The organism is Pseudomonas sp. NPDC087804 (assembly GCF_044742965.1).
Classification (GTDB): Bacteria; Pseudomonadota; Gammaproteobacteria; order Pseudomonadales; family Pseudomonadaceae; genus Aquipseudomonas; species Aquipseudomonas rustica.
Map to the genome: position 1 here is coordinate 514830 of NZ_JBIUVN010000001.1, position 17089 is coordinate 531918.

Here is a 17089-nt window from a genome sequence, read left to right on the forward strand (position 1 = left end):
ATGGCCAGCCAAGACCTCATTGCCCGCTCGGCCACCACCACGGTGCCGCCGTCGGTGCGGAATCAGGAGGCGGTGGCGAAGCTGATCGACACCACCAAGTGCATCGGCTGCAAGGCCTGCCAGGTTGCCTGCTCGGAATGGAACGAGCTGCGCGACGAGGTCGGCCACAACCACGGCACCTACGACAACCCGCAGGATCTGAGCGCGGAAACCTGGACGTTGATGCGCTTCACCGAACACGAAACCGATGCCGGCAACCTCGAATGGCTGATCCGCAAGGACGGCTGCATGCACTGCGCCGAGCCCGGTTGTCTGGCGGCGTGCCCGAGCCCCGGCGCGATCATCAAGCACGCTAACGGTATCGTCGATTTCGATCAGGATCACTGCATCGGCTGCGGTTATTGCATCACTGGTTGCCCGTTCAACATTCCGCGCATTTCGCAGAAAGATCACAAGGCTTACAAGTGCACCTTGTGTTCGGATCGGGTCGCAGTCGGGCTGGAACCGGCCTGCGTAAAAACCTGCCCGACCGGGGCCATCGTCTTCGGCACCAAAGAAGACATGAAGGAACACGCCGCCGAACGCATCGTTGACCTGAAAAGCCGTGGCTTCGAGAACGCCGGTCTGTATGACCCGGCAGGCGTTGGCGGCACGCATGTGATGTACGTGTTGCATCACGCCGACACGCCAACGATCTACGCCAACCTGCCGCAGGATCCGGCAATCAGTCCGTTGGTGGGTCTGTGGAAAGGCATCAGCAAACCTCTGGGTCTGCTGGCCATGGGCGCGGCGGTGTTGGCCGGGTTCTTCCATTACGTGCGCATCGGCCCGAACCGCGTCGAAGAAGATGAACATCCAACACCGCCCGACACTTCGGTGCACGTCGTCGACCCGGCGGTGCACACGTTCGATCCACGCGGGGAGGAGCGGCCATGAGCAACAAGACGATCCTGCGTTACACCGCCAACCAGCGCACCAATCACTGGCTGGTGGCGATCCTGTTTTTCATGGCCGGACTGTCCGGACTGGCGTTGTTTCATCCGTCGCTGTTCTGGCTGAGCAACCTGTTTGGCGGCGGGCCATGGACGCGGATTTTGCATCCGTTTATGGGTGTGGCGATGTTCGTGCTGTTCCTCGGTCTGGTGTTCCGTTTCTGGCGCGCGAACTTCTTTATCGACAACGACTGGAAGTGGATGCGCCGCATTGATCGGGTGCTGGTCAACGATGAAGAAAGCGTACCGCCGGTGGGCAAATACAACGCCGGGCAAAAGCTGCTGTTCTGGACTTTACTGCTGTGCATGCTCGGGTTGCTGTTCACCGGGCTGGTGATCTGGCGCGCGTATTTCAGTGCGTTTTTCGGCATCACCGTGATCCGCTGGGCGATGCTTCTGCACGCGCTCGCCGGGTTCGTGCTGGTACTGAGCATCATCATTCACATCTACGCCGGGCTGTGGATCAAGGGTTCAGTGGACGCGATGATGCACGGCTGGGTCAGCCGCGCCTGGGCGAAGAAACACCATGAACTGTGGTATCGCGACATCACCCGCGACGAACGTCAGCCGGACGTGCCGGAGCGACCGATCACCAAAAAGGGCTGACTTTTGCCAACCATTCTTGAACCTGGGGAAATCGAAGCGGCGGCCAGTTCGCCGCCGTTTCTGCACCTGCCGCCGCACAATCTGTTTTCCCTGCGCGCTGATCGCCTCGAGCAGTTGGCCGAGGGGCATCCGTTGGCTGAGTATTTGCGCTTGATCGCCGGTTTATGCCGGGTTCAGCAGCAGGTGTTCGATGATCCGCCGCTGACCGCGCCGTTTGATCAGCAACGGATCGAGGCGTGTCAGCAGCATGGTTTGCCGCCGTTCGCGGCGGATACGTTGGTGCGCGAGGAGGGTTGGCAGGCTTATCTCGAGGCTTTGTTGCAACGTTATCAGCCGGGTGAACAGCCTGCTGTTGTCGAGGCGGTCGACACCTTGCGCGGCGCCAGTTCCGGCCAGTTGCGCGCGTGGGCGGTGGCGCTGGTCAGCGGCCAGTATTCGATGGTGGCGGCGCAATTGGTGCCGTTTCTCGGGGCGGCGCTGCAAGCGGCGTGGAGCCATTGGCTGCTCACTGCACCGGATCTGAAATTGAAACCCGGCGATAGCCTCAGCCAGTGCCCGGCCTGCGGTTCGCCGGCGATGGCGGGGGTGATCCGTCATCGTGGCAAGCACAACGGTTTGCGCTATCTGGTCTGCTCGCTGTGTGCCTGCGAATGGCATGTGGTGCGGGTCAAGTGCGTGTATTGCGAATCAAGTAAGGGCCTGGATTATTTCAGCCTTGAGGATGATCGCCACGCGGCGAATCAGGCGCCGTTGCGGGCTGAGGTCTGTCCGGGGTGTAACAGTTATCTGAAACTGGTTTATCTGGAAAACGATGCTGACGCCGAGGCGCTGTCGGCGGATCTCTCCAGTTTGTTGCTGGACATGCGACTGGCACAGGACGGTTATCAGCGTCTGGCGCCGAATCTGTTGCTGGCACCGGGAGACGAATGATCTGAGCGTCTACACTCTGGCGCAGTGATCTGTCTCCAGGAGTGGCTGATGTCCCTGCGGTTACCTTCCATTGATGGTTTGTTGCGTCACCCGGCTTGCGCTCCTTTGGCCGAGCGTTATGGGCGTGAGTCGTTGCTGAACAGCTTGCGCCAACTGCTTGATGAACTGCGTCCCGGCGTCTTGAATGGGCAATTGTCGGCGGTTGAAATCAGCCTCGAAGTGCTCGCCGGTCGCGTCGGCGAACGCTTGGCGCAGCAACAACGCAGTAACGTGCGCCGGGTGTTCAACCTCACTGGTACGGTGTTGCACACCAATCTGGGCCGCGCGCTGTTACCGGACGAAGCCATTGAAGCCGTGCAAATGGCCGCGCGTTATCCGCTCAATCTCGAATTCGATCTGGCCAGCGGCAAGCGCGGTGATCGCGATGATTTGATCGAAGGCCTGATCCGCGAACTGACCGGCGCCGAAGCCGTCACCGTGGTCAATAACAACGCTGCGGCGGTGCTGCTGACGCTCAACAGTCTGGGCGCGCGCAAGGAAGGCATCATCTCGCGCGGTGAGCTGATCGAGATCGGCGGCGCCTTTCGCATCCCCGACATCATGGCCCGCGCCGGCGTGCGTCTGCACGAAGTCGGCACCACTAATCGCACCCATGCGCGCGACTACGAAGCAGCGATCAGCCCACGCAGCGGTTTGATCATGCGCGTGCATGCGAGCAATTACGCCATCGAAGGGTTTACCGCGCGGGTGCCCACCGCTGAGCTGGCCGAGTTGGCGCATCGGCATGCTTTGCCGTTGCTGGAGGATCTGGGCAGCGGCAGTTTGCTCGATTTGACGCGCTGGGGTTTGCCGGCCGAGCCGACGGTGCGTCAGGCGCTGCTCGATGGCGCGGACATCGTCACCTTCAGCGGCGACAAATTGCTCGGGGGGCCGCAGGCCGGTTTGATCGTCGGGCGCAAAGAGCTGATCGCGAAGATCAAGAAGAACCCGCTGAAACGCGCGTTGCGTGTCAACAAGTTGACCTTGGCCGCGTTGGAAGCGGTGCTGGGTTTGTATCGCGATCCGGATCGACTGGCCGAGCGTCTGCCGAGCTTGCGACTGCTGACTCGACCGCAGGCGGACATCTTTGCGCAGGCCTCGCGCTTGCAACCGGCGCTGGCTGAAGTGCTGGGCGAGGGTTGGCAGGTCAGTGCGGTTGAGGCCTTGGGCATGATCGGCAGCGGCAGCCAACCGGTGGCGCGTTTACCGAGTGCGGCGTTGTGTCTGCGCCCGCACGTTTCCAAGCGACTGCGCGGGCGTTGCTTGTTGAATCTTGAAGCGGCACTGCGCGCGTTGCCGATCCCGGTGCTCGGACGTATCGACGACGATGCGCTGTGGCTGGATCTGCGCCAACTCGACGATGAACCGGCGTGGCTGGCGCAGCTGCCGCAGTTGCAGGTCAATCCGTGATTGTCGGCACAGCGGGGCATATCGACCACGGCAAGACATCGCTGCTGCAAGCGCTGACCGGACAAAGCGGTGATCGTCGTCCGCAGGAACGCGAACGCGGGATGACCATTGACCTTGGTTATCTGTATGCCGAACTCGAACCGGGCGCGGGCCTGACTGGATTTATCGATGTGCCGGGGCACGAAAAATTCACCCATAACATGCTCGCCGGGGCGCAAGGCATAGATCTGGTGTTGCTGGTGGTTGCGGCGGATGACGGCGTGATGCCGCAAACCTGTGAACATCTGGCGATCGTCGAACTGCTCGGCATTCCGCGCGCGTTGGTGGCGATCACCAAGTGCGACCGGGTCGAGGCGGGCAGGGTGGAAGAAGTGCAGCGTCAGGTGCTCGATCTGCTGGAGGCCGGGCCGTTTGCCGAGGCGCCGGTTGTGATTGTCTCGAGCGTGAGCGGGCAGGGCGTTGATGAACTGCGCGAACTGTTGCTGCAAACGCAACGTGAAGTGCTGGAACGCAGTCGTGAGGGTGGTTTTCGATTGGCCATTGATCGGGCGTTCAGCGTCGCCGGTGCGGGGATTGTGGTGACGGGCACGGCGCTGTCGGGCGAGGTCTCTGTCGGCGACAAACTCACGCTTGGGCCGTCCGGGAAACCGGTGAAGGTGCGCGGGTTGCACGCGCAGAATCAGGCGGCTGAGCAAGCCTTCGCCGGGCAACGGGTGGCGCTGAATCTGAGCGGCGAACGCCTGGAATTGGCGCAGATCCATCGCGGGCAATGGCTGCTGCCGGAGTGGTTGCATGCTCCGACTCAGCGCGTGGATATCGAATTTCAATTGCTGCCGGGCGAACGGACTTTCGAGCATTTTCATCCGGTGCATGTGCATCTCGGCACGCAGGACGTGATCGCGCGGGTGGCGCTGCTTGAAGGGTCGCGCCTGAGTGCTGGCGAGCGGATGTTCGCGCAACTGCTGATCAACGCGCCGGTGCATGCGGTCAAGGGCGATCGGCTGATCCTGCGTGATTCCAGCGCTCAGCGCACTCTTGGTGGCGGGCGTGTGCTGGATCCGTTTGCCCCGGCCCGACAGCGCCGCAGTCCTGAGCGTTTGGCGCAGTTGCAGGCGTTGGCTGCCAGCGAAAGTTTTGAGCAGGTGTTGCCAGCGTTGCTTGATCACAGCGCCGGCGGCCTCGGCCCGCAACGGCTGGAACGTCAGTTCAATCGACCGCGCGCAAGCTGGTCTTTGCCTGAGAATGTGCGCCTGATCGAGACGCGCCAGGGCCCGGTGCTATTCAACGTGCAGCGCTGGGGGCAGCTGAAATTCACCCTGCTGGAGCAATTGGCGAAGTTTCATGAACTGGAGCCCGATCAGATGGGCCCGGATCGTGATCGCCTGAGACGCTTCAGTGCGCTGCCGCTGGAACGTTCGACGTTTGCCAGTTTGCTCGACGAATTGCGCGACGCCGGCGCGATCACCGCCAGCGGCCCGTGGCTGCATCTACCGGATCATCAGGTGCGCCTGAATGCCGAGGACGAAATCCTCTGGCAGCGACTGCAACCGCTGTTTGAAAACGGCGGCTTCGATCCGCCGTGGGTGCGCGACGTGGCGAAGATGCTTGGCGAGGATGATGCCGTGGTGCGTTTGCTGTTGCGCAAACTGGCGCGGCTGGGGTTGATGCATCAAGTGGTGCGCGACTTGTTCCTCAGCGATAGCCAACTGCGCAGGATGGCGGCGATCCTCCTGCAACTGGCCAAGGAAAATCCGCAGATCCAGGTGACAACCTTCCGCGATGCGCTAGGCTTGGGACGCAAACGCTGTATTCAGTTCCTCGAATACTTCGACCGTCTCGGCCTGACCCGGCGCAGCGGCGAAGCACGGCAAATCCGCTACGACAACGCACTGGCCAACACCAGCGCGCACTGAGTTCAAGGAAGGCAATCGCGCCCGGTGGCGCGGCCGGGCTTCAAACCCGGTTGGGGACGGCATCCGTTCCCGGGCAGGTTCGACTCCGGCTGCCTTCCGCCAATTAGCAGAATCAAAAGATCGCAGCCTTCGGCAGCTCCTACAAAAGCCTGCGATCTTTTGATGTTCAAAGTTTGCGTTGCGCATCCATCCGATCATGCAGGATTCGAATGATCGCAATGCCATAGGCCGTAACGCGAAAGTAGATCATGTGCCGTTCTACGCTGCAGCGCCGATAACCAACACGGATGGCATCGCAGGCAGGTGCTGTTTTGGGACGCTCAGTCAATTGAGCAAATGCAGTGGTGAGAATATCGATGTAACGATTTGCCTGATCCAAGCCCCATTGTTGCGCGGTATAACTCCAGATCGCCTCGAGGTCGCCCTCGGCAGCAGGTGTCAGGCGATATTCAGCCATGCGTAGTCAGCATTCTCTGTTTGAATGCCTCTGGATCGAAGGGGCGTGGTTTGCCGCTGGACTCACCTTCGCGAAGCGCTGCACGAATCGTTTCAAGTTCAGCAGTGCGTTCTTGTTCACGTCGGATCAGATCGCGAATGTATTCGCTGTCGTTGGTGTAATGGCCGGCGTCGATTTGAGCTTTGATCCAGTTATCTTGTTGGTCAGTCACGGTGATGGTTTTTCGAACGGTTCCCATGATCGGGCCTCCAGTGAAAGGGTCGATAGCGCGGAATTTATCATACTATTGGTGCGATAAGGTGCTCTCTTGTAGGAGCGGGCTTGCTCGCGAAAGCGGTGGGTCAGTCAACATTGCGGGCGACTGATGCGCCGCTTTCGCGAGCAAGCCCGCTCCTACAGTTTTGATTGTGTTTCGGGCAGGGTGATTTGTTCTGTCAGAAGGCGAGCGGGTATTGGATGACGAGGTAGAGGCGGTCGATGTCGTCGCCGGCCTGGGCTTCGTTGGCGCGGTGGGAGACATGGGAAAGTTGTACTGAGAGGTCTTTTGCCGCGCCGGACTGGACGATGTATTTCATGTCGATGTCGCGCTCCCAGTGTTTGCCGCCATCACCTTGTTGCAGTTGATACGCGCCGCCAATCGGGGCGTGGGTGCCGTCGATGTGGTCGCCGGTGACGTAGCGGGTCATGAAGGTCAGGCCGGGGATGCCGAAGGCGCCGAGGTCGAGGTCGTAGCGTGCTTGCCAGGAGCGTTCGTGGGCGCCGTTGAAGTCGGCGTATTTGATCGAGTTGGCGAGGTAGATCGAGTCACCGCCGACAAAATCGAACGGTGTGTCGCCATTGACTCGCTGCCAGCCGAGCATTACTGCGTGCGGGCCGAAGGCGTATTTGCCGGAAAGGCTGAACGCAGTGTTGTCGATCGCGCCGGCCAGCGCCTGGCCGGTATCGCGGGTGTGGTAGAGGTTGGCGTCGAGCAGCAGGCCGGATTGCTTGAAGTGCAGATTGCCGTAGTACTGGCGCCAGGTGTCGCTCAGGTCGGAGGCGTAGAGCGCGCCGCCGAGTGGGCTGTCCGCGAACAGATCGGCGCCGATAAAACTGATGCCGCCGGCTTCGGTATTGGCGCCGTAGCCGTAAAAATCGCCTTTGCCCGATGAGCTGTCCTGATTCTTGAACGCGGTGAAATGACCGGCGACTAGATTCAGGTTGTCGATCTCTTGGCTGTTGAGCAGGAAACCCGTGGCGTATTCCGGTTGCAGGCGTTTGTCGGAGGTGTCGAAGACCGGCGTTTCTACGGTCATTTCGCCGAACGCCAGAGTGGTGCTTGAGGTTTTCAGCTTGAGTGCACCGCCGGCACTGGAGTAGTTGTTTTCGCTGCGGCCGTCACTGTCGACCGGCAGCAAACCCGTGCCGGAATGGCCCTTGCCGCCATCGAGTTTAAACCCGGAAAAGGCGTGGGCGTCTATGCCAAAGCCAAGTGTTCCTTCAGTGAAACCTGATGAGAAGGTTCCGATAAAACCCTGCGCCCATTCCTGTTTATAGTTTTTGCCGCTAGGTGAGGGGGATCGGTAGTCGTTGCTCAGGTAGAAATTGCGCAGAAGGATTTCGGTTTTCGCGTCGTCAAAGAAATCGCTGGCGGCGCCGGTTCCGGACAGACCACAGAGCAGGGCTAGCAGGGTGAGACGCGAGGGTGCGCGATCGATCATGGTCGGAGGCCAGCAGCAATTGAAGTGGCACCGATGATCGCGGGATTTCAGAGCAGGCGATTGAGCCAATGTGCTGACTTGATGGGCCATTGTAGGAGCTGCGGCACGCTGCGATCTTTTGATCTTGATTACAAAAAACCAAGGATTAAAAGATCGCAGCGTTCCGCAGCTCCTACAGGGATGGTGTTACGACAATGGCGGGGTGCGGGGCGGGATCTGGCGTTTGCTGCCGGTCGATTCGAATGCGGCGGCCAGGCGCAGCAGGCTCGAATCGTCGTAAGCGCGACCGGCGAAGGTCAGGCCGACCGGCATACCGATGTCGGCCATTACGCCCATCGGCACGGTGACGGTCGGTACACCGAGGTGACGGATCGCGAGGTTGCCGTTGGCCACCCAGATGCCGTTGCTCCAGGCGATGTCCGCCGATGCCGGGTTAACGTCGGCATCCGCCGGGCCCACATCGGCCACCGTCGGGAACAGCACGGCGTCGAGACCGAGCTTATCCATCCACTCTTCCAGATCGATGCGACGCGTCTCTTCTAGCCCACGCAAGCCATCGGGCACGGTGCTGATTTCATTCCACGGCGTGATCCCGCGTTCAGCCATGCGCACGTATTCGTCCATGCCGGCGACCAGATCGCCCTCACGGTTGGGCAGGGTGCCCGGCTCGTGCGGGAAGATTTTCATCCCGTCGACGTCAACCAGACGATTGAGCTTCGGATCGCCGTTGGCTTGCAGGAAGTCGTCGAACGCCCAAGCGGTCAGATCCCACAGCTCATGGTGAAGAAACTCTTTCGAGACCAGACCACGGGTGAACACGGTCGGCGCGCCGGGGCGATCGCCTTCGCAGTTGGAGACCAGCGGGAAGTCGGTTTCGATGACTTCAGCGCCCGCCGCTTCGAGTGCCTGACGTGCCTGTTTCCACAGATCAATCACCGATTCGCGGGTGTTGATGCGCTGGCCGGTCGGGCCACCGATGCCCGGTGCTTCGCTGGTGCCAGCCTCAGGATCGGCATTGATGAACATGCGTGGTACGGCGAAACGCTTGCCGGCCAGCGCTTTGGAATCTGCTGCCAGATCAGCATAAGCAGCAGGGCGCACGGAGCTGACGCTCGGGATCGGCACCCACGGTTGCAGACGCCAGAGATCGCCACGGGTGTCCGGGTCTTCGGCGACGACGATGTCGAGCACTTCGAGCAAGTCAGCCATGGTGCGCGCGTACGGCACCACAACGTCCATGGTCGGGGTTAACGGCCAGTTGCCGCGCACCGAAATTACGCCGCGAGACGGCGTATAGGCGCACAGGCCATTATTCGAGGCCGGGCCGCGACCGCTCGACCAGGTTTCTTCGGCCAGACCGAACGCGGCGAAACTGGCAGCGGTGGCAGTCCCGGCGCCGTTGGAGGATCCAGAGGCAAAGGGTGCGGTCAGGTAATCAGCGTTGTACGGGCTCTCGGCGCGGCCATAAACGCCACGCTGCATGCCGCCATTGGCCATCGGCGGCATGTTGGTTTTGCCCAGGCAAATCGCCCCGGCCGCGCGCAGGCGCTCGATGGTGAAGGCGTCGCGGTGGGCGAGCAGATCGGCAAACGCCGGGCTGCCGGACGCGGCGGTCAGGCCTTTGACCAGATAACTGTCTTTGGCGGTGTAGGGGATGCCGTCGAGCGGGCCAAGGGTTTCACCTTTGGCGCGACGGGCATCGGCGGCTTGCGCTTCGTTCAGCGCTTCAGGGTTGCGCACCACCACGGCATTCAGCGCCGTCGGGGTGTCGGCGCCGTCGTAGGCGTCGATGCGCGCGAGGTAGGCTTGCACCAGCTCGACCGAGGTGGTCTGGCCGGATTCCAGCGCAGCGCGCAGTTGCGCAATGGAAACTTCGGTGACTTCGATCATGCGGTCACCGCCGTTGGAATGTGGGTGTTTTTCTTGGAATGGGTGTTCATATCGGTTCTCGTTGCACAGCTTTAAGCGACAAGGTGAAGACTGGCGCCTATTTAACACCAAGCGGCGCACGGAGTAATCGGCGGGATCTAACTTTGTCCGCCAATGGCTACTGGGTAGGCAACTGTAGGAGCTGCGGCACGCTGCGATCTTTTGATTTTGTTTTTCAAGATCAAGATCAAAAGATCGCAGCGTGCCGCAGCTCCTACAGGGGGATTGTGCAGTGACGAAGATCAGAGGACGCCGTACTCCCGCGCCGTGCGATCCACGGCAATCCGGGTCTTGTCGATCAACTCATCCAGCTCCGCCCGGGTCGCTACCAGCGCCGGCGCCATGATCATCCGGCCCAGTGTCGAGCGGATGATCAAGCCTTCTTCAAAACCGATCGTGCGGCAACGCCAGGCCATGTCGTTTTCGTTGGCAAAGCGCTTGCGGCTGGCCTTGTCCTCAGCAAACTGCAACGCGGCCACCAGGCCGACGCCCTGAATCTCGCCGATCAACGGGTGATTACCAAACACCTCGCGCAAGCAATTTTGCAGGTACGGCCCGGTATCAGCCTTCACCTGAGCGACCACGCCTTCATCGCGCAACGCCTTGAGGTTGGCAATCGCCACGGCAGCCGCCACCGGGTGCCCGGAATAAGTCAGGCCGTGGGCGAACACGCCACCTTTCTCAACCAGTGCATCGGCCATACGCCGCGACAGAATCAAACCGCCCATAGGGATGTACCCAGAGGTCAGGCCCTTGGCGATCGACAGGGTGTCGGGCTCGAAACCGAAGGTCTGATGTGCGAACCATTCGCCGGTGCGGCCGAACCCGCCGATCACTTCGTCGGCGCACAGCAACACGTCGTATTTGCGGCAGATGCGCTGGATTTCTGGCCAGTAAGTAGCCGGCGGAATGATCATGCCGCCCGCGCCCTGGAACGGTTCGGCGACGAAAGCGGCGACCTTGTCGGCGCCCAGTTCGAGAATCTTGTCTTCCAGTTGCCGCGCGGCTTGCAGGCCGAACTCTTCCGGGCTGAGATTGCCTTCGTGGGCAAACCAGTACGGCTCGTCGATGTGCGCGACGTCCGGGATGGTGCCGCCCATTTCGTGCATGAACTTCATGCCGCCCAGCGCCGTCGCTGCCAGCGTCGAGCCGTGGTAGCCGTTCCAGCGGCCGATCATGATTTTCTTCTCGGGCTTGCCCATCACTTGCCAGAACTTGCGCACGGTGCGGATCAGCACTTCGTTGGCTTCGGAGCCAGAGTTGGTGTAGATCGCGTGGCTGTAGTGCTTGGGCAGCAGGCTGAAGAGCAGCTCGGACAGTTCGATCACCGCCGGGTGGGTCGTGTGGAAGAACATGTTGTAGTAGGGCAGCTGTTCCAGCTGCGCGGTCGCGGCGGCGGCCAGATCCTTGCGACCGTAGCCGAGGTTGGTGCACCACAGGCCGGACATGCCGTCGAGGTAGCGATTGCCATCGTTGTCCCACAGTGCCAGGCGATCACCGCTGACCATCACCCGTGGGCCTTCTTCGTTGAGGGCCTTTTGGTCGACGAACGCGTGAATGTGGTGCGCGGCATCGGCGGCTTGGTAATCGCTGGTACTGCGGGTCGAATCGAATTCGGCGGACATGGCTGATCTCCAGAGAAAAGGGCGGGTGAGTGCGTTCGTTGCCGCGCTGCACGAGTAAAGTTTTGTCACCTAAAAATATTTTTGTAAAGAAAATATTTGTCGGTGAAAAAATATCGCCGTAGGCTGAGGGTCATTGGCAAGCATCATTAGAGGCAACATGAGCGGACTTCGAGAGCGGCAAAAGGAACAGCGCCGGCAGGTGATTGCCGAGGCGGCGCTGGAGCTGTTCAAGACCAACGGGTTTGCGGCGACGACGCTGGATCAGATCGCGGTGCAGGCCGGGGTGTCGGCGCCGACGGTGGTGAATTATTTCGGCGGCAAGCAGGAGATTTTGTTGGCGTTGCTGAAGCAGCCGGATGAGAAGGCGATGCGTGATTCGCGGGATCGTCTTGATGATGATAGTGATCCGCTGGAGGCGTTGTGTGCGTTTGAGGGGTTGATGACGCATTACCAGTTGGAGGCTATGCCGGCTTCACTGTGGCGGGAGTTGGCGCCGTTTTTGTTTACCGGGGAATTGGCTCGTGCGCTTGATCCTTGGAATGCGGCGGTGATTGAGGAGACCAAGGCGCTGCTCGTGCATTTTCAGGGGGTTGGCAGGATTCGCGACTCGGTTGATATTGATGTGGCGGCGACGGTGTTTAATCAGTATGCGAATGTGGCGTTTATTCGGTTGGCGACTGAGGTGACGCCGGATCGGGAGGCGCATTCTCGGCATATGCGGAGTGTGTTGGGGTTGATGTGTCATGGGATGTTGGTTGGGTGATTGGGGGCATATCCGTTGCTGCGGGTGGGGCTGATTAGGGTTTCGCCCTTACGGCGAGTCACCTTTTCCAAACGCCGAAAAGGTAACCGAAAAGGCTTTGCCCTGACGTTCGGCCCTCGCTGTGGCTCGGGTTCCTTCGCTCCGGGATTTATCCGGGGGGCAGCGCCTACGGTTTGCTTCGCTGCACCTCCTCTCGCTGGGTTTGGCTGCGCCAAACGGTCGCTGCGCTCCCACCCCGGATCAATCCCTACACTCAGCCTGCCGACGGGCCGGTGAGTCAAGATCAAGAGCAGGCGAGCTGGCACTCGGCCTATTGAGTGGTGAAGGGCGGGCGTGCTTGGCTTTGGTTTTTGTGGTGTTTTCGCCCCTCACCCCAGCCCTCTCCCGAGGGAGAGGGAGCCGATTGGTGGGCTTTTCAAAATTTGGGTTCGACTCGGTCTTTCACGTCGGCGTACCTCTCCCAATCCACGCAATCAGTCCCCTCTCCCTCCGGGAGGGAGAGGGGGCCGATTGGTGGGATTTTCAAGATATGCGTTCGACTCGGTCTTTCACGTCGGCGTATCTCTCCCAATCCACGCAATCAGTCCCCTCTCCCTCCGGGAGAGGGCTAGGGTGAGGGGCCTTTGATCTTGATCTGGCTTTTGATCTCAAGCCCCTTCGGCAGGCCGAGCGTAGGTGTCCATCCGGGGATCAGGCGCGTAGCGCCGTGCGGCGAAGCCGCACACATCGAGAGGAGGTGCAGCGAAGCAAACCGTAGGCGATGCCCCCGGATGGACACCGTAGCGAGGGAACACTGAGCCTCAGCGAAGTGCCGTACGCCGGGGCCAAGCCTTTTCGGTTACCTTTTCGGCGTCTGGAAAAGGTGACTCGCTGTAAGAGCGAAACCGCCAGCAGCCATCACCGCAGCAACGGATATGCCCCCAAACCCCAAACCCCAATAACCAAACTAAGACCGATGTGGTAAATGACACACCGCATTCGCGAGCAAGCCCGCTCCCACAAGGGAATCGCATTTCAAATTCTAAGGACGAGGAAGTTATTGAATCATGGATGAATACGCATGGTTGGCGTGGACGCCTGAACATTTGTCGCAACGCCTGCAACACCTCGCGCGCCCATGGTGCGTGGTCGGCGGATGGGCGCTGGATCTGTGGCACGGGCAGCAAACCCGTGAACACAGTGACCTGGAGTTCACAGTTCTGCGTGAGGATTTCCCATTGTTCCGGCAGACGTTATCGGAGCTAAAGTTCTACACCGTCAAAAACGGCGCGTTCGAATGCCTGCCGGAGCATGTTCTTCCCGGCGACGACATTTTTCAGGTATGGGGTTTTGATACCGAGGCCAATGCCTGGCGAGTGGATGTAATGCTTGAGGCGGGGAGTGCGCAGTCGTGGGTCTATAAACGCGATACGTCGATTGTCTATCCACGCGCGGAAATGGTCGCCCTCAGCGCAAGCGGCATCCCATACCTGAGACCCGCCGCCACGCTGCTGTTCAAAGCCAAGAATACCCGCCCCAAAGACCAGGGCGATTTCACCCGCGCATTGCCGAATCTCTCTGGCGAGGATCGGCAATGGCTGGTAGATCATCTACAACGATTGCATCCGCAGCACGAATGGATTGCCAACCTCACTCATTAATCCGCGGATGCTGCTGCACCAGGTTCTTGCGCTTCGCCTCCAGCTCAGCAATCTCGGCATCGATGTCTTCGATTTTCTGCTCAATGTTGTCGTGGTGCTCTTTCAACAGCTCCTTCGCCTCCGCCAGATCCGAAGCCGCCGGGGCCGCGCCGCGCAGGGGTTGGTTGGCGGTTTCTTTCATGGTGACGCCGGTGAACAGGCCGACCACGGCGATGACCATCAGGTAGTAGGCCGGCATGTACAGATCGTTGGTGCTTTCGACCAGCCAGGCGACGATGGTCGGGGTCAAACCGGCGATCAGCACGGAGATATTGAAAGCAGCGGCCAAAGCGCTGTAGCGAATGTGCGTAGGGAACATCGCCGGCAGGGTCGAGGCCATGACGCCGATGAAGAAGTTGAGCAGCACCGCGAGCATCAGCAAACCGGAGAAGATCAGGCCGATCTTGCCGCTGTTGATCAGCATGAACGCCGGAATGGCCAGAATGAACAGGCCGATACTGCCGACGACGATGAAGGGTTTGCGGCCGATCTTGTCGCTGATAAAACCAATCGCCGGTTGCACAAACAGCATGCCGACCATGATCGCGATGATGATCAGCACGCCACGGTTTTCGCTGTAGTGCAGGTTGTGCGACAGGTAGCTCGGCATGTACGTCAGCAACATGTAGTAGGTGACGTTGGTCACGACCACCACGCCGACGCAGGTCATCAGGCTGCGCCAGTACTTGGTGGCGACTTCCTTGAACGAGACTTTCGGGCCATCGGCGAGGCCTTCGCGGTCGCCTTGTTCGAGTTTTTCGACGTGTTGCTGGAATGCCGGTGTTTCTTCCAGTGCGTGGCGCAGGTAGAGGCCGATCATGCCCAGGGGCAGGGCGAGGAAGAACGGCAGGCGCCAGCCCCACGACTCGAATTGGTCTTCGCCGAGTGTCGAGGAAATCAGCACGACGACACCGGCACCGAGAACAAAACCGGCGATGGAGCCAAAGTCCAGCCAACTGCCGAGGAAGCCGCGTTTGCGATCCGGCGCGTATTCGGCGACGAAGATCGAGGCGCCGGTGTATTCACCGCCGACCGAGAAGCCTTGAGCCATTTTCGCCAGTAACAGCAGGATCGGCGCCCAAATGCCGATCGACGCATAAGAGGGAATCAAGCCAATGGCGAAGGTGCTCAGCGACATGATCACGATGGTCGCGGCGAGGACTTTCTGTCGCCCGTACTTATCGCCTAGCCTGCCGAAAAACAGGCCACCCAGAGGACGGATGAGGAAGGGCACGGAGAACGTCGCCAACGCGGCGATCATCTGTGTGCCGGGGTCGGCGCCGGGAAAGAACACTTTGCCGAGGACGTAGGCGACGAAGCCGTACACGCCAAAGTCGAACCATTCCATGGCGTTGCCAAGCGCAGCGGCGGTAATCGCTTTGCGCATTTTTGCGTCGTCGACAATGGTGATGTCTTTCAGTCTGATTGGACTGACGCTTTGTTCATTGGATTTCATGGGCGGTTTCCCTGTACCTGATCTGAATCGGTGCTATCTGTTTGATGGCATTGCGCTTTGGGTTCAGATACATGGCGATACGAAATAATTCAGCGTTCACTGAATTATTTCGTGGCGAGCTTCAAAAGGCAGTGCCGGGCGAACTGAAAGCTCCATGCAAACAGGCTAGTTCATCAACGGCCAATGTCGATCAGAAACGCCAGGTCGCGCCGCCGCCAACGATATGAAGGAGGGCGTTAGGGTAGCTCCCCGACAGCGACTGGCCATTGCGTTTGGTCTGTTCAACGTCCATGTCACCGAGCCATACCAGGGTGTAGTTGAGGTTGATGTCCATGTCTTCGGTCATCTTGTAGCTGACGCCGGTTGCCAGCCGCCAGGCTTCGGCCATCGGGTTGTCGACGGTGCGATCCTTGTCTTTCACCGCCGAGCTGTCGTAGCCCACGCCCATGTTCCAGCGCAGTTTCGGCGTGAGCTGATTTTGCGCACCGAGCGACAGGTGCCAGGTGTCCTGATATTTACGGTTGACCGAACGCGACACATCGCCACCGGCGGTATCCACCGAAACGCCGATGTCGGCAAAATCGCTCCAGTCCTGCCAGTCAACGGAACCCAATAATGTCCATTGCTCGTTCAACTGGTGGGCAACGCTCAAGGTTGCGGTTTGCGGGATGTTCATGTCGATTTCCAGATCGTCGACATTGGCCCGGGAAAACGCGAAATTGAGCAGCGGATTGCGAATGCCGTGCACCGAGGGCGAATCCTTGAATTCCAGTTTGACCTTGCTGGTATACGCCAGGCCCACGGTGGTGCGCGGATCCAGTTGATAACGCAGGCCGAGGTTGATCCCGGTGCCGGTGTCGGTGTCTTTGTATTGCACGTTGCCGTCCTGCTGGAACGGCGTGCCGGGCAGGAGCGCGTTATTGTCGATGGCTATTTTTGTGTAGTAGTAGCCGTAGACCAGCCGCGGGCCGATACCCATCGAGAGGTCATCGGTGATCTTGTAGGCAAAGGTCGGTTGCAATGAGATGCCGATCAGCGTCGATTCCTGAGTGAAATAGCGGCCGGCCCAGTCATCGTCGTACTTCACGCTCAGGCCAAAATTGCCGTACATGCCGAAACCGATACTGGCGCGGTCATTGACCTCATGACTGATGAACAGACTGGTGCCCGGCAGGAAAGGCAGCGGATTGCCGCCCTCGTTGCCGGAAAAGTCATTGTTGCCGTCGCGATCAAACTTGATCCCGCCAAACAGCGCCTGACCGGTCAGACTGACCTGCGTGCCCTTGAGCGCCGCGATCCCCGCCGGGTTGTTCATCATCACGCTTGGGTCGGTGGCCTGCGCCGCCGACCCGGCATTTGCCAGCCCGGCCCCTTCCTGTCCTGCTTCATACAACTGAATGCCACCTGCCAATGCCTGCCCGCTGCAGCCGGCCAGTGCAAGAATCAACAGTGAGTGCGTGGATCTCATCCGTAACTTCCTTATACATAGGGACGTGCATCAGTTTTAGACGGGAATCGGCCCGCGCACCAGTCTCCAGGCGGATGTATCGTCAGTAAGTCAGTCCCTATGTAGTTCACCGCAGAATTGCA

The 17089-nt window shown here is 60.0% G+C and carries 15 protein-coding genes and 1 tRNA gene; 9 read left to right on the top strand and 7 right to left on the bottom strand.

Translation table 11 applies throughout. The features are described 5' to 3' along the window. From fdxH to ACIOMO_RS02355, 6 genes are all read left to right on the top strand, one after another. Positions 1 to 936: a formate dehydrogenase subunit beta gene (gene fdxH, locus ACIOMO_RS02330; RefSeq protein ID WP_401237803.1), complete on the top strand. Its 936-nt coding sequence runs from the start codon at positions 1 to 3 to the stop codon at positions 934 to 936. Then, positions 933 to 1598: a formate dehydrogenase subunit gamma gene (locus tag ACIOMO_RS02335; RefSeq protein WP_053120000.1), complete on the top strand. Its 666-nt coding sequence runs from the start codon at positions 933 to 935 to the stop codon at positions 1596 to 1598. Before fdxH ends, ACIOMO_RS02335 begins: the two co-directional genes overlap by 4 nt. 3 nt (positions 1599 to 1601) lie before the next feature. Further along, the gene (fdhE, locus tag ACIOMO_RS02340; protein WP_401237805.1) at positions 1602 to 2528 is read left to right on the top strand and encodes a formate dehydrogenase accessory protein FdhE; all 927 of its coding nucleotides are present in this window, start codon (positions 1602 to 1604) and stop codon (positions 2526 to 2528) included. Between the two features lie 45 nt (positions 2529 to 2573). Next, positions 2574 to 3977, top strand: coding sequence for an L-seryl-tRNA(Sec) selenium transferase (gene selA / locus ACIOMO_RS02345; RefSeq protein ID WP_401239395.1), 1404 nt, complete (start codon positions 2574 to 2576; stop codon positions 3975 to 3977). After that, a complete protein-coding gene (gene selB, locus ACIOMO_RS02350; protein ID WP_401237806.1) occupies positions 3974 to 5890 on the top strand; it encodes a selenocysteine-specific translation elongation factor in 1917 nt (638 codons plus the stop codon). Before selA ends, selB begins: the two co-directional genes overlap by 4 nt. 6 nt (positions 5891 to 5896) lie before the next feature. Then, positions 5897 to 5992 (top strand) — tRNA-Sec (locus tag ACIOMO_RS02355). Between the two features lie 64 nt (positions 5993 to 6056). Here ACIOMO_RS02355 and ACIOMO_RS02360 read toward each other — a convergent pair. The 3 genes from ACIOMO_RS02360 to ACIOMO_RS02370 form a co-directional block, all read right to left on the bottom strand. Next, complete coding sequence (locus ACIOMO_RS02360; protein WP_401237807.1) at positions 6057 to 6347, bottom strand: type II toxin-antitoxin system RelE/ParE family toxin; 291 nt, start codon at positions 6345 to 6347, stop codon at positions 6057 to 6059. Then, positions 6340 to 6585, bottom strand: a complete 246-nt coding sequence (locus tag ACIOMO_RS02365; protein ID WP_053120009.1) for a type II toxin-antitoxin system ParD family antitoxin — start codon at positions 6583 to 6585, stop codon at positions 6340 to 6342. The genes ACIOMO_RS02360 and ACIOMO_RS02365 overlap by 8 nt, the downstream gene beginning before the upstream one ends. Positions 6586 to 6781: 196 nt before the next feature. Beyond that, complete coding sequence (locus ACIOMO_RS02370; protein ID WP_401237808.1) at positions 6782 to 8047, bottom strand: OprD family porin; 1266 nt, start codon at positions 8045 to 8047, stop codon at positions 6782 to 6784. On the opposite strand from ACIOMO_RS02370, the gene ACIOMO_RS02375 reads away from it, so the two are divergent. Further along, a complete protein-coding gene (locus ACIOMO_RS02375; RefSeq protein ID WP_401239397.1) occupies positions 8019 to 8084 on the top strand; it encodes a hypothetical protein in 66 nt (21 codons plus the stop codon). The two genes, ACIOMO_RS02370 and ACIOMO_RS02375, sit on opposite strands and share 29 nt — an antisense overlap. A gap of 149 nt (positions 8085 to 8233) precedes the next feature. Here ACIOMO_RS02375 and ACIOMO_RS02380 read toward each other — a convergent pair whose 3' ends face one another. Continuing rightward, positions 8234 to 9937, bottom strand: a complete 1704-nt coding sequence (locus ACIOMO_RS02380) for an amidase (protein ID WP_401237809.1) — start codon at positions 9935 to 9937, stop codon at positions 8234 to 8236. 281 nt (positions 9938 to 10218) lie between these two features. Beyond that, on the bottom strand, positions 10219 to 11601 hold the full coding sequence (locus tag ACIOMO_RS02385; protein WP_401237811.1) for an aspartate aminotransferase family protein: 1383 nt from the start codon (positions 11599 to 11601) through the stop codon (positions 10219 to 10221). A gap of 157 nt (positions 11602 to 11758) precedes the next feature. On the opposite strand from ACIOMO_RS02385, the gene ACIOMO_RS02390 reads away from it, so the two are divergent. Together ACIOMO_RS02390 and ACIOMO_RS02395 are read left to right on the top strand one after the other, a co-directional pair. After that, positions 11759 to 12364: a TetR/AcrR family transcriptional regulator gene (locus ACIOMO_RS02390; protein WP_401237813.1), complete on the top strand. Its 606-nt coding sequence runs from the start codon at positions 11759 to 11761 to the stop codon at positions 12362 to 12364. 1046 nt (positions 12365 to 13410) lie between these two features. Next, complete coding sequence (locus ACIOMO_RS02395) at positions 13411 to 14004, top strand: nucleotidyltransferase domain-containing protein (RefSeq protein ID WP_401237815.1); 594 nt, start codon at positions 13411 to 13413, stop codon at positions 14002 to 14004. On the opposite strand, the gene proP is transcribed toward ACIOMO_RS02395, so the two are convergent. Beyond that, positions 13994 to 15499: a glycine betaine/L-proline transporter ProP gene (proP, locus tag ACIOMO_RS02400; RefSeq protein WP_401237817.1), complete on the bottom strand. Its 1506-nt coding sequence runs from the start codon at positions 15497 to 15499 to the stop codon at positions 13994 to 13996. The genes ACIOMO_RS02395 and proP overlap by 11 nt on opposite strands. Before the next feature lie 190 nt (positions 15500 to 15689). Continuing rightward, complete coding sequence (locus tag ACIOMO_RS02405; protein ID WP_212549484.1) at positions 15690 to 16967, bottom strand: OmpP1/FadL family transporter; 1278 nt, start codon at positions 16965 to 16967, stop codon at positions 15690 to 15692. Positions 16968 to 17089 lie beyond the last annotated feature (122 nt).